This is a genomic window from Mesorhizobium sp. LCM 4577 (genome assembly GCF_001854795.2).
GTDB classification, from domain to species: domain Bacteria; phylum Pseudomonadota; class Alphaproteobacteria; order Rhizobiales; family Rhizobiaceae; genus Mesorhizobium; species Mesorhizobium plurifarium.
The window spans coordinates 219,337-233,858 of sequence record NZ_MDDU01000053.1; the positions used below are offsets into that span (position 1 = coordinate 219,337).

The 14,522-nt window shown below is 66.2% G+C and carries 9 protein-coding genes; 8 read left to right on the forward strand and 1 reads right to left on the reverse strand.

Annotation, left to right across the window (positions count from 1 at the left end; translation table 11 throughout):
* Positions 1 to 289: 289 nt before the first annotated feature.
* From tagH to LCM4577_RS29955, 7 genes are all read left to right on the forward strand, one after another.
* Positions 290 to 1,372 carry a type VI secretion system-associated FHA domain protein TagH gene (tagH, locus tag LCM4577_RS29925; protein ID WP_071074502.1) on the forward strand — a complete coding sequence of 361 codons (1,083 nt, stop codon included), beginning with the start codon at positions 290 to 292 and terminating at the stop codon, positions 1,370 to 1,372.
* A gap of 399 nt (positions 1,373 to 1,771) precedes the next feature.
* Positions 1,772 to 3,301, forward strand: a complete 1,530-nt coding sequence (tssL, locus tag LCM4577_RS29930; protein WP_071074503.1) for a type VI secretion system protein TssL, long form — start codon at positions 1,772 to 1,774, stop codon at positions 3,299 to 3,301.
* On the forward strand, positions 3,301 to 6,828 hold the full coding sequence (tssM, locus tag LCM4577_RS29935) for a type VI secretion system membrane subunit TssM (RefSeq protein ID WP_198541110.1): 3,528 nt from the start codon (positions 3,301 to 3,303) through the stop codon (positions 6,826 to 6,828). Before tssL ends, tssM begins: the two co-directional genes overlap by 1 nt.
* A gap of 117 nt (positions 6,829 to 6,945) precedes the next feature.
* Positions 6,946 to 7,725: a PP2C family serine/threonine-protein phosphatase gene (locus LCM4577_RS29940; protein ID WP_071074505.1), complete on the forward strand. Its 780-nt coding sequence runs from the start codon at positions 6,946 to 6,948 to the stop codon at positions 7,723 to 7,725.
* Positions 7,722 to 10,232 (forward strand): protein kinase domain-containing protein, encoded by a 2,511-nt coding sequence (locus LCM4577_RS29945; protein ID WP_071074506.1) that lies wholly within the window; start codon positions 7,722 to 7,724, stop codon positions 10,230 to 10,232. The genes LCM4577_RS29940 and LCM4577_RS29945 overlap by 4 nt, the downstream gene beginning before the upstream one ends.
* 11 nt (positions 10,233 to 10,243) lie before the next feature.
* Positions 10,244 to 10,738 (forward strand): DUF1036 domain-containing protein, encoded by a 495-nt coding sequence (locus LCM4577_RS29950; protein WP_082037218.1) that lies wholly within the window; start codon positions 10,244 to 10,246, stop codon positions 10,736 to 10,738.
* Positions 10,735 to 13,176 carry a M23 family metallopeptidase gene (locus tag LCM4577_RS29955; protein ID WP_071074507.1) on the forward strand — a complete coding sequence of 814 codons (2,442 nt, stop codon included), beginning with the start codon at positions 10,735 to 10,737 and terminating at the stop codon, positions 13,174 to 13,176. Before LCM4577_RS29950 ends, LCM4577_RS29955 begins: the two co-directional genes overlap by 4 nt.
* Before the next feature lie 51 nt (positions 13,177 to 13,227).
* Here LCM4577_RS29955 and LCM4577_RS29960 read toward each other — a convergent pair whose 3' ends face one another.
* Positions 13,228 to 13,764, reverse strand: a complete 537-nt coding sequence (locus LCM4577_RS29960) for an OmpA family protein (protein ID WP_071074561.1) — start codon at positions 13,762 to 13,764, stop codon at positions 13,228 to 13,230.
* A 191-nt stretch (positions 13,765 to 13,955) separates the two neighbouring features.
* On the opposite strand from LCM4577_RS29960, the gene LCM4577_RS29965 reads away from it, so the two are divergent.
* On the forward strand, positions 13,956 to 14,516 hold the full coding sequence (locus LCM4577_RS29965) for a DUF6931 family protein (protein ID WP_244508469.1): 561 nt from the start codon (positions 13,956 to 13,958) through the stop codon (positions 14,514 to 14,516).
* Positions 14,517 to 14,522 lie beyond the last annotated feature (6 nt).

Consider the following 14,522-nt stretch of genomic DNA (forward strand, 5'->3'; position numbering starts at 1 on the left):
ACGCGGCCGCCAGTGTGATGGTTTGAAGCCCCCGCTCTATTAACTGCATCACATTCGGGAGCGTTCGAGTTCACCGCACCGTACCGAGGCCAGCCTAGCACATGTTTGGAGGAGGCCAAATAACAGCGATGGCTAAAGCGCGCCCGCGCACCGGTGTGAAACGCTCCTCTCCCACTCAGCGTGCAAGCTGCTAGAATACCGAGGCAATTTCGGGACAGCGCGTAGCGGTTTCCGTCCGGAGTTGCGCCAAAGATAAGCATTTGTTGACCAAGTTCGGCGACGCTTCCGGATGTTCATCTCTCTCCAGATCAGCAATGCCGACAGGCTGCCGGCCGGGACCGCCGCCAGCTATGCCGCCCGCGACCGCAGCTTCGAGATCGGCCGCGAGAATTGCGACTGGACGCTGTCCGATCCGGACAAGTTCATCTCGGGCCGGCATTGCGAGGTCCGCTACCAGGCGGGTTCGTTCTGGCTCTACGACCTTTCGCGCAACGGCACTTTCATCAACGGTTCGAGCCAGCGCATGGCCGGGCCGCACCGGCTGGCCCAAGGCGACCGGCTGCTGATCGGCCGCTATGTCGTCACCGTTTCGATCGAAGACGAACGGGCCGCGACCGGGCATCCGCAGACCAGGGCCGGGTCAACACAGCGCGAGCTGCCGCCTTCGACCGGCCGGCCCGCGGATCCCGGCCATGAGCCGTTCTTCAGTCCGGCGGAACAGCGCTCCACCGGGGCGGCGGCGGTGTCGACATCGTCGGCGTTGCAACAGCCGGGGCTGGCAGCCCCACCCAATCGACCCGCGGAGGCGGACGCGATATTGCGGCAGATCGCCAGGGCGGCTGGCATCGCGCCGGACTTGCTGCAATCGCGCGACCCGCACGAGATCGCGGCCGAGATCGGCGCGGTGCTGAGGATCACGGTCGAGCAACTGTCGCTTCTGCTCAAGGCGCGCGCGGCGGCGAAGGTGCTCGCCAAGAGCGCCCACCGCACGATGATCGGCGCCGAGGACAACAACCCGCTGAAATTCGTGCCGGGCACCGACGACATATTGGAGATCATGTTCGCCAAGCGCAGGGCCGGCTATCTCGATGCCAGGCACAGCGTCGAGGACGCGTTCCGCGACCTGAAGGCGCATGAGATCGCAACCTATGCCGCCATGCAGGCCGCGCTGTCGCGGCTGCTCGACGACCTGTCGCCGGAGGCGATCGCCAGGAAGATCCCGCCTGCGTCCTTCTCGTCCAGGAAGAGCCAGGCCTGGGATGCGCTCGTCGCGACCTGGCGGACGATGGAAGACAAGCACGAGAACGGCATGCTCGATGTCTTCCTCGCCTATTTCGCCGAAGCCTACGCCAAGGCCGACAAGCAGAAATAGCCGCAGGGGCACTAGGGCATTTCACCGTTTCACGGAAACGGTGAAATGCCCAGTCTTCTTGTTTTCACGCAATTCCGGACGGAAAACCGCTCACACTTTTTCTGGAATTGCTCGAACCGCGCCCGCCGTATGTGACCGGCCTCATAGAAGAAGCCACCTCTTCGAGCATGTTGCTTCCTGATTTCAATCGGCGGCCCCGTTTCAATTGGGTATCCGGGCGACTAGAATGCGCATGGACGCTTGCCCGGCGGGCAAAGCGGCGCGGCTTGGGGCGTGTGCAGCAATGTCATGTTTCGGCGAGATGAGCCTTTCCATGCGGCCCGCCGCCGAGGCTCAGCCTGAAGCAAGTTTCCTCCGGCGAAGGCATGTTCGTCGCGCCGCGACGGTGGGGCGCCGCCGATGAGCTCGAAAGACGATCCTTCCAGGCCGGCGGACAAGACCGTCATCCGCGCGCCACGGCCGAAGCAGAAGCCGCTTGCGGCTGCCGCGAATTCCGGCCCGGAAAGCGCACGGCCTGCTCCATCCCCTGCCCGCGAAGCGACAGTGTTCGACCCCGGCGGCGGCCGGCAGATGCCAACCGGCTGGTCGTCCGGAACCGTGCTCTTTCAGGGGCCAAGTCCCGGAGCGGCCGCAAATGCGGCGCCGGGGCTGCCGCAGAATGCCCTGATCGACGCGGCCAATGGCGTGCGATACGCCGCGGCCAATCCAATCCTCGCCGCTGCGGCGCCGCTGCTGATGCTCTTCGGCCAGTTGCGGCTGATGCCGGTCGAACGGCAAGCCGCGCCCTTGGCCGAGCATATCGCCGACGCGATCGAGAGTTTCGACCGTGCGATCGCCAAAGCCGGCGTGGCCGAGGAAGATGCGCGGATCGCCAAATTCGCCCTTTGCGAAACCGCCGACGACCTCGTCGGCAACCTGCCCTGGCCAAGCAAGGACAGCTGGCTACCGCACAGCCTGGTGACCCGGTTCTTCCACACCCAACCGACGGGCGCCGGCTTCTACGAAGCGCTGAACAACATCCTCGCCAGGCCGGAAGCGCATTACGACCTGCTCGAACTGATGCATGCCTGCCTGTCGCTGGGTTTCGAGGGCCAGTATCGGGGTCTGGCCCAACAACGAAACACGCTCGAACGCGTCCGGCGCGATGTCTACGACACGCTGCGCTACTTCAAGCCGCGCGCCGGCGACGACATCTCGCCGCGCTGGCAAGGCATGGCGGCGGCGTTGCCGAAGCCGAGGGCGCGGCTGCCGCTCTGGGCGGTCGCGGCCGCCGCGGCGACGCTGGTGACGGCAGCCTTCTTCGGACTGCGGGTGCTCATCACCGACGAAGGCGACGCTACCGCCGGCGAGTTGCTGGCGCTCAATCCCTCGACGCCCGTCACCATCGAGCGCGCCAGCGTGGCGCCCACTGAGCCGGCGCAAGCCAGCCCGCCACCGCCCGTGGTTCCAGATACCACCCAGATCGATCGCATCCGCGCCGCACTTGCCAAGGAGATCGCCGGCGGCGGACTGAGCGTCGGCGAGAAAGGCGAATTCATCGTCGTCGAGATCAACAACCAGCTCTTGTTCGCCTCCGGCCAGGCAGAGTTGAAGGCTCAGTTCAAGCCAGTCGCCGCCGACATCGCCACCGCGCTCGACGCCGAACCCGGACCGATCAACATCATCGGCCATACCGACAATGTGAAGCCGAAGAAGTCGAGCCAGTTCAAATCGAATTTCGACCTTTCCGTCGCCCGCGCCAAAGCCGTCCAGGCATTGATGGCCAAGCAATTGAAGGACCCGACGCGGCTCAGTGCCGACGGCAAGGGCGAGGACGAACCGATCGCCGACAACGGCACGGCCGACGGCCGCGCCAGGAACCGCCGCGTCGACGTGATGGTTCCGAAACAGGAGAGTTTGCAGACCGGCGTGGCGGAGAACGGCGACTGATGCGCTGGCTGCTGCGGATCTTCAGCCTGGCTGCGCTTGCCGGTTTCTCGGCGGCGGTCTGGTATGCCGGGCCGCTGATCCGCTTTGAAGACACGCACCCGCTTGGTCCCGTGTGGCTCAGGGCCACGATCATCGGCGTCAGCGTCGCGGTGCTCGCGCTGTTCTACGGGATCCGATTCTGGCAGCGCCGCAAGGCGCAAAAGGCGCTCGAAACGGCCATCGCGCGCAGCGACGAGCGCGACGACGATTCACAGGTGCTCGAAGCGCGCATGGGCGAAGCGATCGCGACGCTGAAGCGGATGAGCGGCAAGCGCAATTTCCTCTATGACATCCCCTGGTACATCATCATCGGCCCGCCCGGCGCCGGCAAGACGACGGCGCTGGTCAATTCCGGGCTGAAATTCCCGCTTGCCGGCTCCGGCAGCGCGCAGCCGGTGGCCGGCGTCGGCGGCACGCGGTCCTGCGACTGGTGGTTCACCGACGAGGCGGTGCTGATCGATACGGCCGGCCGCTATACGACGCAGGAATCGGACCGCGAGCGCGACAGAGCGAGCTGGCTCGCCTTCCTGGGGCTGCTCAAGAAACAGCGCACCCGGCAACCGATCAACGGCGTCATCCTCGCCATCAGCCTTGCCGACCTGGTCGGCTTCGACGACCGGCAGCTCGACGCGCATGTCAGCGAGATCAGGAGCCGCCTGCGCGAACTGCACGAGACGCTGAAGATCCAGTTCCCGGTCTATCTGCTCTTCACCAAGGCCGATCTCGTCACCGGCTTCATGGATTATTTCGGCAACCTTGACGAGACGCGCAGGCGCAAGGTGTGGGGCGCGACATTCCAGACGGCCGACCGCACCAAAAACATGACGGGCGACGCGCCGGCAGAATTCGACGGACTGGCCAAGCGGCTCGCCGAAGACGTCGCCGACCGCCTGCAGGAAGAGACCGACCCTGTAGCGCGGATCGCGCTGTTCGGTTTTCCGGCACAGTTCGGCGCGCTGAGGAACCGGATAACCCAATTTATCGGCAGCCTGTTCGATGCCTCGCGGTCACAGGTCAATGTCAGCCTGCGCGGGCTCTATTTCTCGTCGGGCACCCAGGAAGGGACGCCTTTCGACCAGGTGCTTGGCGCGATCGGCCGCAGTTTCGGCAGTGCTTCGCAAGCGCATCTTTCCGGCGCCGGCAAGAGCTTCTTCCTGCATGACCTGCTGACCAAGGTGATCTTCCCGGAATCGGGCTGGGTGTCGTTCGACCGGGCCGCCGAACGGCGCGCCAGGCTGGCCAGGTTCGGCGGCCTGGCCGCGATCGCGCTGGCGGCCTTGGCGGCACTCGGCGCGCTGGGCCTCAGCTTCTTCGCCAACAGAGAGCTGATCGCCTCCACAAGGCAAGCCGTGGCGCATTATCGTGACAGCGCCGATGCGCTGCTCAAGAGCACCACGGTGACCGACGTCGACCTCGAAAACGTCATCGGTCCGCTCGACCAGTTGCGCAACCTGCCGGCCGGTTTCGAAAATGGCGACCAGGCAAAGCCGATCGAGGAGACGTTCGGGCTCAGCCAGCGCGCGCGGCTGCTGTCGGCCTCCAAGACCGCCTACCGGCAGGCACTGGAGCGGACCTTCCGCTCGCGGCTGCTGGTGCAGGCGGAGCGGACGATCCAGGCCAGGATGGCCGATCCGATCGCGCTCTACGAGCCACTGAAGATCTACCTGATGCTGGGCGGCAAGGCGCCGAAGGTCGATGACGAGCTGATCGTCTCGTGGATGAAGCAGGACTGGGAAGAGAACCGCTACCCCGGCGAGAACAACCGCGAGGGCCGCGCACAACTCGAAAAGCACCTGCGCGCGATGCTTTCGCTCGACGACGCCTACGATCCAACCTTCGCGCTCAACCAGCCGCTGGTCGAGGCCGCGCAGCGCTCGCTCGGACGCATGAGCCTCGCCGACCGCGCCTCGGCGCAGATCAAGTCGGCGGTCTACGCGGCAAGGCTGCAGGATTTCTCCATCGCCGCGAAAGCCGGTCCGGAAGCGCAGCTGCTGTTCGAGCGCACGGACGGCAGCGAACTTGCCGATCTTCAGGTCCCCGGCCTTTATACACGCGCCGGGTTCAACCGCTTCTTCCTGCCGCAGCTCTCGCGCATCGCGCAGATGCTCGTCGACGACCAATGGGTGCTCGGCGGCGGCGGTGAGCAGGGCGGCATCGACCAGGACCTGCCCAAGCTCGGTCCCGAACTCATCGACCGTTACGGCAAGGAATTCGCCGCCGCCTGGAACGGCGCGCTCGACCAATTGAAGCTCAAGGCGATGCTGAAGGACAAGCCGCAATATCTCGCGCTCTCCGCCGTCGCCGCGCCGGACTCACCTCTCGACCAGCTCTTCACCGCAATCGCCGATGAGACCGCATTGACGAAGGACAGCACCGCCGAGGGCGACACCGGCATGGCGCAGCAGGATCCAGCCGGCATGGCCAAGGGCCTCGCCCGCATCGGCCTGCAGGTCGCCGGGGGGAAGTCGCAAAGCCGCGCCGGCGCAAGCCCGGCCGTTGCGCAGAATGCCGGCGCGAGCGTCGAGGCGCAGTTCCGTTCGTTCCAGGCGCTGGTCGGCGGAGCCGCCGGGCGCCGGCCGCTCGATGCGCTGACGCAGAACTTCCACGACATCTTCCAGAGCCTGAAGCTCGCGGCCGATGTCCCCACGCAGACCGAACGCGTCAACGCCAATCTGCAGCTCCAGATCTCGACATTGCGCGCCAATGTCTCGCGCCTGCCCAAGCCGCTGGCGCGCATGGTCAACGCGGCGGCCGACGAATTCGAAGGCAATGTCGCCGAGGCTTCAGTCGCCAACCTCAACCAGAGCCTCGACCAGACGGTGACGCGCGCCTGCGAGGAGGCCGTCAACGGCCGCTATCCCTTCACCCGCGACGGCGCCGACGAGATCTCGATGGCGGATTTCACCAAGCTGTTCGCGCCGGGCGGCCTGATGGACCGCTTCTTCGCACAGAACCTTGCGCCGCTGATCGACATGACCGGCCAGGAATGGACCTGGAAACAGGATGCGCGTTCCAGCAAGGACCTTGCAAAATCGACCTTGAAGGCGTTCCAGGCGGCCGCGGAAATCCGCAACGCCTTCTTCCCTTCCGGCGGTTCGGTGCCCTCGGTCTCGATCACCATCACCCCCACCTCGATGAACAGTGAAGTCGACAGCGCCGTGCTCGACGTCGACGGGCAGACGGTCCAGAGCGCCCAGACCGGCAACGCGCCGAGCATCGTGACATGGCCGAGCGGCGCCGCTTCCGGGTCGGCGAGCCTCAGCCTCGTGCCGGAAATGCCTGGACGCGAGTCCGAGCTCAAATTCGAAGGACCGTGGGCGTTGAAGCGACTGTTCGACAAGGCGACCATCACCGGCGACGGCGCCAACATCGAGGCGCGTTTCGTGATCGGCGGACGCGATGTCGCCTACACGATCCAGGCCGGCTCGGGGGCCAATCCCTTGCTGCTGCCGGCCTTGTCCGGCTTCAGCTGTCCGAAGGCGTTCTGACATGGCTGGATCGCGCCTTCATTTCGATACTCTAATGTACACGCTTGTGGCAGAGTGGCTTGGGCACACGGCCCATGGCCGGTCACAGAGGACGCTCGCTGAGCGCTTGGTGGCAAATTGAGCACTGTCGCCCTCCCCATCGACAGCTTCGGCGTCAGCCACCAGGGCTGCGTGCGCGACCACAACGAGGACAACTACCTCATCGAACCGCAGACCGGGCTCTGGGTGGTGGCCGACGGCATGGGCGGGCATGAGGCCGGCGAAGTCGCCTCGGCCAGTATCGTCGATCACCTCGCGACAATCGGCATTGCGAGTTCGGCGCCGGACCTCCGCGCCCGCTTCGAGGACCGGCTCAGCCGCGCCAACGCCGAGATCCGCGACATATCGCGCTCGCGCGGCATCACTATCGGCTCCACTTTCGCGGCCCTGCTTGCCATGGATGGGCGCTTCGCCTGCCTGTGGGCCGGCGACAGCCGCATCTACCTTGTCCGCAACGGCTCGATCTTCCAGGTCTCGAAGGACCACACCGAGGTGCAGGAACTGCTCGACCGCGGCATGATCAGCGCGGAGGAAGCGCTGACCTGGCCGCGCCGCAACGTGATCACCCATGCGGTCGGCGTCAGCGACGAACTCGAGATCGATTTCCAGCAGGGCGAGCTGATGGCGGGCGACGTCTTCGTGCTGGGCACCGACGGACTGACCGCGCATGTCAGCGACGCCGAGATCGAGGCCGCAGTGAGGTCCGCCACGCCGCGGGCGGCCTGCCAGGCCCTCTTGGACATGGTGCTGGCGCGCGGCGGCACCGACAATGTGACCATCGTACTCGTGAAGATCGGCAGCGGGCATAGCGGCGCGCACCATTCGGATCGGTCCGCAGTGGAGGGCCTGGCCAGATGAGCGACGACGACAAGACACGGATAGCGGCGAACGTCACCTATGCCGGCGTCGGCACCCAGCTCAGCGGCATCTACGAGCTCGACGAGAGGATCGCGTCGGGCGGCATGGGCGAAGTCTATCGCGGCCACAACATCCAGACCGGCGACCATGTGGCGATCAAGATCGTGCTGCCCGAATTCGCCCGCGACCAGACAATCCTGTCGCTGTTCCGCAAGGAAGCGTCGATCCTCAATCATTTGTCGCACGACGCGGTGGTGCGCTACCACGTGTTCACAATCGATACGGGTATCGGCCGCCCCTATCTCGCGATGGAGTTCGTGGACGGCCAATCGCTGTTCGACGTCATGCGGCGCGGGCCCATGCCGGGGGAGGACGTGCGCCGGCTGTGCCATCGGCTCGCATCGGGCCTCGCCGCGGTGCACCAGGCGGGCGCCGTGCACCGCGACCTCTCGCCGGACAACATCATCCTGCCCGGCGGCCGGGTCGAGCGCGCGAAGATCATCGATTTCGGCATCGCCCGGTCGGCCACCGTCGGCGGCGAGACGCTGATCGGCGGCAAATTCGCCGGCAAATACAATTACGTTTCGCCGGAACAGCTCGGCCTCTATGGCGGCGAGGTCAGCGAGCAATCCGATATTTACAGCCTCGGGCTGGTGCTCGCTGCGGCGCTGCGCGGAAAGCCGCTCGACATGAGCGGGTCGCAATATGACGTCATCGAGAAACGCCGGACCGTGCCGGACCTGTCGGATATCGATCCCGATTTCCGCGAGCTCCTCGAAGCCATGCTGCAACCGGATCCGCGCGACCGGCCGGCGAGCATGGCCGAGATCGCCCGGGCGACGCGCGGCGAGGATCTCGAGCCGACATTGCCGCCGCCGGTGCCGTTCGGCGCGCGCGAACGTTCGGGCCTGCCGCGGGCCGGCTGGACGGCGCCGCCGGACCCGAAGCCCCAGCCTCCGGCGCCTCCCGGCGAGCCGCGCTTCGTCGAGCATGTGCGCCCGGCATATCTATCAGAGCAACGACCCGCGCCACCTGCCGCTCCCCCCAGCGCGCCCGCACCGGCTGCGCCCAAAAAGGCTTCGCGGATGCCGGCCATCGCCGGCGGCGTCGCGGCGCTCGCTGTCGTGGCGGCAGGCGGCCTCTATTTCAGCGGCGCCCTGGCGCCCACCCCAGTGGCGGAAACATCCAAGCCGCTGACGCCGAAGCCGGTCGCCGAAGCCGCCAAACCAGTGGCCGAAGCGCAGCAGCCGGAGGCGCAGAAACCACAGCCGCAAGCGCCGGTCGCGCCTCAGCCGGAGGCGCCGAAACCTGATACGGCGAAGCCGCCCGCCCAATCCAATGCGGAGGCTAAGACGCCCGTCGAGCAACCGGCGCCGCCAGCCACCCAGCCGGAGAGCGAGACCAACAGCCAGGCGCGTCTCCCGCAGGTCGAGACCAAACCGGTGCAACCCTCGGCACAACAGTCGTCAACGGCTGCGCCGGCTCCCGCGCCAACGGCCGCGGAAAGCCCGCCGGCGCAGCCGCCGAGCGAGCCGGCGGCCAAGACGCCGGAGCCGAGCCAGGCGGCTGAGAACAAGTCCACACAAGAGGCAAATCCGCCGGCGGCCAAGCCCAGCGTGAAAGACCTCGTGGACATGCTTTCCAAGCTGCCCAAGCCGAACGCGTCCCCGCCGCCGACCTCGCAAAACCAGGCGGCGGCGCAGCCAACCCCTCCGCCGGCCGAGCCGAAGGCGCAGACCCCGACAGCCAGCCAGCCGGAAACACCGGTAGAACCGGCGCAACAACCGCAAACACCGGCGGCCAAGCAGCCCGACATCGATGTCGCCATCAATGTGCCAAAGCCAGCGGTTCCGACACCGGAAGATGATATGGCCAAGTGGAACGACCAGCGCTCCTGGGTGCGCGATTTCAGCGGCGGCAGCTGTTTCTACGCGAACGTGACGTCGGGACCCGGCGCCGCCCCCACGATCGAGGGCTACGGAACGGTGGTCCAGCCCTTCGAGCAATTGCTCAGCGATTTCCAGTCCAGGTTCCATGTCGAGCCGGACATCAGCGTGCGCCTCATCACGCTCTCCCAGTGCGGCGTGCCCACTTTCCTGCGCTTCCTCGACCGGAGCTCGGCCGCGAAGCCGCAGCTTGTGCTGGACCGGACATCGGTCCCGGACGGCTCGCCGGTCAGCGGCGCGCTCTATACTGGCGGTGGGCTCGTCTCGAACATCATGCTGATCGACCACAAGGGCGTCGCCTTCAACCTCGACGATCGCATGGTGCCGCAGACCGACAAGGTGACCTTCAACATCCCGATCGGCCTCGCCGCCGCGGACAAGGCGGCCGGCAAGGCGGTGCCGCAGATCATGCTGGTGATCACCGGGCCCAAGGACATCCAGGCCGCGATGTTCTCCAGGCCGACGCCGGCCTCGGAGCTGTTGCCAAAAATCCTCGAGGAGATCGAGGCCGGCGGATCGCAGTTCTCGGCCACGGCCACCTATTTCCGGCTTGGCGGATAGCATGAACGCCGATGGACTTTCGCACCCTGCGCTCCCTGTACCAGCCCTCGCCACGCAAGCAGCGTAACTGGCTTCGCTCACTCTTGCCGGGCCGCATGACGCTTGCGGCGCTGCTCGGCGCGGCGCTCCTCTCGATCCTTTCGCCGGGCAAGGCGCATGCCGAATTCACCGTCTGCAACCAGACGCTCGACGTCGTCAATCTCGCGGTGGGACAGAAGGTCGACAATGCCGACCAGACGGACGGCTGGTGGACGATCGGCGCCAACCAGTGCGTCAATGTCATCCGCGAGGAGCTGACCAACCGCTACATCTATCTCTACGCGACGGACGTCTTCGGCCACGCGATCCTCAACGGGACGACCGAGATGTGCATCGACCGGCGGCGCTTCTCGATCCGCGGCATCGAGGAGTGCTGGCAGCGCGGCCATATCGCGGCGCGCTTCGTCGAGGTCGATACGCTCGAGCAGGTGCGCTGGACCTATTTCCTGACCGGAAACAGCCCGTGACGCACGCGATCGACACGAGCTTCAAACAGAAGAAGCTGGCGCGCTTGGCCGAGCGCCGGCGCAAGCTCTGGCGCGGAATCCTTGCAGGGGCCGCAACGCTCGCCGTCGTCGCTTTAGCCACCGGCTTCTACCTGACCAAGGACTATTGGTCGTTCGGCGACGAAGATGAAGAGCTGCATCCGGTCGAGGGCATGGAAGACGTGCCCCCCGACGCCTCGGTCTATGTGCCGGCGATCATCGATCTGGCCGGCGATCCGATGTGGATCACGCTGGCGCCCGATGCCGACACCGCAACGAAGGGCAAGACCGTCGCGCGTCCGGCCGAGCTCGACAGTTCAGGCGCTTCGCCGCAGATCGAAATCCTCTCCGACGTGATGCTGAGCGCCAGCGAAAAGTTCATGACGACGATCCCGTCGACGCAGGAGGATTTCGCCTTCTTCCAGGCGCAGCGGCAAGCCGCTCCGAAACCTTCGACAACGGCGCCCGACGACCGCCAGCCGGCCCCGCCCACCCCCGCCGCGGCGCCGAGCGATCAACAGGGCGATCCGCAAGGCGATCTGGCGAACGACCTCCAGGCGGCGCCGGACGAGAGCGACGCCGGCTCGGCGCCCAAGGCCGACGCCGACGACCCCGAGGCCGGGTGGGGCGAGACTATCGACCAGGGGGAAGCGGCACTGCCGGCCTTCAAGAAAACCGCGATCGAGAACAACACGACCGTCGCGACCGTCACCAGCGAATATCAGCGCTTCGAGGCGACCGAAGACACCTTCGTGAAGATCCTCAACGACCGCAGCCTGGACAGCGTGGCGCTCGATGCGCATTTCTCCGCCGACGACGCGAAGCTTGCGGGCGAGGCGCTGAAGACGCTGTTCAACCGCGACAGGCTGGAGGCCGGCTTTGTCGTGGCCATGCGCGGGTTCCGGCCGAACCGCGAGACGACGACCATGTCGCTGATGCAGGTCTCCGTCTATGCGAGGAACGTCTATGTCGGCACGCTGACGCGCAATGCGGCCGGGGCCTTCGTGTCGGGCGTCGACCCCTGGGTGCGCGAGGATCTGTTCAACTATTCCGGCGCTTCCGACCAGGGCGGGCCCAAGCGTCAGTACCGCCTGCTCGACGCGATCTATTCGACGGCGGCGCGCAACAAGGTGCCGACCAGCGTCATCGGCGAGGCGATCATGTATCTGTCGCGGGGGCAGGACCTCGACGCCTTCGCCAGCGAGGACCAGCGCCTGGTGCTGATCTATTCGCAGACGCCGCGCGGCCAAGGCGAGATCTCCGGGCGGGTGCTCTATGTCGGCGTCCAGGGCGCGGACAGGAGCCTCGACTGTTTCGTCTTCCAGCAGAGCGACGGCCAGTATGCCTGCGTGACCGGCGACGACCAGGTGCGCTCGCTCACCGTCACCAACGGCATGGTCACGCCGGTCGCCGGGGTGATGACCTCCACCTTCGGCCCGCGCAAGCATCCGATCCTCGGCACGGTCCGTATCCACAAGGGCGTCGACTGGGCGGCGCCGGTCGGCACGCCGATCATGGCCGCCTTCGACGGCGAGATCTCTTTCCAGGGCGATGGCGGCAGCTACGGCAATCTGGTGAAGATCACGCATGCCAACGGCCGCGAGACGCGTTACGCGCATATGCAGAAATTCGCCATCGCCAGCGGCGTCGGCACCAAGGTGAAGGCCGGCGACGTCATCGGCTATATCGGCACCACCGGGCTTTCGACCGGTCCGCATCTGCATTTCGAACTCTACCAGAATGGCGAGGCGATCGACCCGCTGGGGACGGTCACCACGGTGGCTACCGCCGTTGCCGTCAGTTCCGGCGGTTCCGGCGATACCGCCGTCGAAACGCTGACGGACCGGATCGTGCATGTCGAAAGCGGCGGCAGCGCGCGGGCCAAGAACCCGCTTTCCTCGGCGACCGGCGCCGGCCAGTTCATCTCCAAGACCTGGATCCGGATGATGAACACCTATCGGCCCGACCTCGCCCGCTCGCTGTCGACGGCCGACCTGCTTGCGCTTCGCTACGACGCGACGCTGTCGCGCGAAATGGTGCGCAACCTGGCGCGCGAGGGCGAGGCCTATCTGCGCGCCCGCGGCCACCAGATTACTGCCGGCCGCCTCTATCTTTGCCATTTCCTCGGCATGGAAGGCGCTGCCCAGGTTCTGGCGGCCCCCGGCTCGACGCAGTTGAGCGCGGTGCTCGGGTCGGCCGTCATCCAGGCCAACCCGTTCCTCACTGGCAAGACCGCCAGTTACGTCGTCGATTGGGCCGAGCGGAAGATGGGGCAGAAAGCGCCGCGCGTGGTGACCGATCAGGGCCAGCCGACGACGACCACGACCGAAGTCCGGCAGACCTCGCCGGAATTCGAAAAATACAAGCAGGCGATCACTGCGCTGATAGGCTCCATCCAGGACACGCTGGAGCCTGGCTAGCCCCGTAGGGAGCGCTGCCGTCCGTTGCGTCGCAATGAGCCGGCCGGCGGCCTATTCCGTCCGGATCCGCATTTCCACCCGGCGGTTGACCGGGTCGTAGGGGTTGGCGACGCGCGGGTGCGACTTGCCGAGGCCTATCGCTTCGAGCCGCGCCGATTCAACGCCGTTGGCTTCGAGGAAGGCGGCCACCGATTGCGCCCGTCGCTGCGACAGGTCCTGATTGTAGCGATCCGTGCCTGTCGCATCGGTGTGGCCTTCGACGACGAAGCTGAACGTGCTCAGCCTATTGTCCTTCAGCGCCTTGGCAAACTCGTCCAGCTCCGTGCGCGCGGTCTGGTCGAGCTGGGCCGAATCCAGGGCAAAATTGATMATCATGTCGAGGCCGGCCTTCTGAGGCGGCGCCTCGTTCTTCTCGGCCTTGCTCTTGCACTCTTCCTCGGTGCCGACGCAGATGCCGCGCGAGGCGCCAAGATTGCCTTGGCCGGCGAAGAATTTCACGATGTCTTCCGATTTCTGAAGCGGATCGGCGTAAACGTGCGTTGAAAAAAGCACGGCCGCCAATGCCAAGGCTGAGCTGCCCCACCGCATGACCGTCACTCCTGTTAGAACGGGCCTGTTTGAACGGGTTTTCGCTGGCGCGCACTATATCAAATCCCGAAACGATTGTCTGTGAACAAGCGCACGTTGCCAGTGGCTTCCGCCTGATAAAGGGGGAGGCTTGACCGGCACTCAGCCGCGGGCTTGAGTGTTGTTCTGCCGGTGCTCGGGGTGTGGCGGCCATGGCCAATGAACTCGGATACAGAACGGCGAGGGATCTGTTTCTTGCCTGTCCCGCGATCGCCCGGGACATGAAATCGCCGGCCGCCGCCCAACCCCCGCTGGAATTCTGCCGCGCTTTGCTCGCCGGGCGCGTGCCGGAGGAAGCCGTCACGTTCTGCGCCTATCTCCTGCCCGAGCGCGCCGCGGTCTGGTGGGGGCATGAATGCCTGAGCAATCTCGCCGAGCTCCTTGCCGAAGGGGATCTCGAATTGCTGGCGCTCGTCAATGACTGGGTGGGCGAACCCGGCAATCCTCGCCATCGCGCGGCGCTGAGCAGCGCCGTCGATCCGTCGCCGGCGACGCCGGCCGCATGGATCGCGCTGTCGGCAGCGTGGCGCGACCCGGCCTTCGACATGCTATCGACCGGATTTCCCGCCGCCCACGCCGTCAACGCCGGGATCCTGGCGGGGCTGGCCCGTGTCTCGACCGCGGATCGCTTTGACGTGCTTTCCGCCTTCGTCGAAATGGGCATCCAGATGGTGAAGATCGAGGCGCAACGACCATCGGTCGACGCGTATTAGAGCAGT

Coding starts and splice junctions, on each gene's coding strand:
- LCM4577_RS29945 (WP_071074506.1), top strand. CDS start 7,722: ATGAGCGACGACGACAAGACACGGATAGCGGCGAACGTCACCTATGCC.
- tagH (WP_071074502.1), top strand. CDS start 290: ATGTTCATCTCTCTCCAGATCAGCAATGCCGACAGGCTGCCGGCCGGG.
- LCM4577_RS29965 (WP_244508469.1), top strand. CDS start 13,956: ATGGCCAATGAACTCGGATACAGAACGGCGAGGGATCTGTTTCTTGCC.
- LCM4577_RS29950 (WP_082037218.1), top strand. CDS start 10,244: ATGGACTTTCGCACCCTGCGCTCCCTGTACCAGCCCTCGCCACGCAAG.
- tssL (WP_071074503.1), top strand. CDS start 1,772: ATGAGCTCGAAAGACGATCCTTCCAGGCCGGCGGACAAGACCGTCATC.
- tssM (WP_198541110.1), top strand. CDS start 3,301: ATGCGCTGGCTGCTGCGGATCTTCAGCCTGGCTGCGCTTGCCGGTTTC.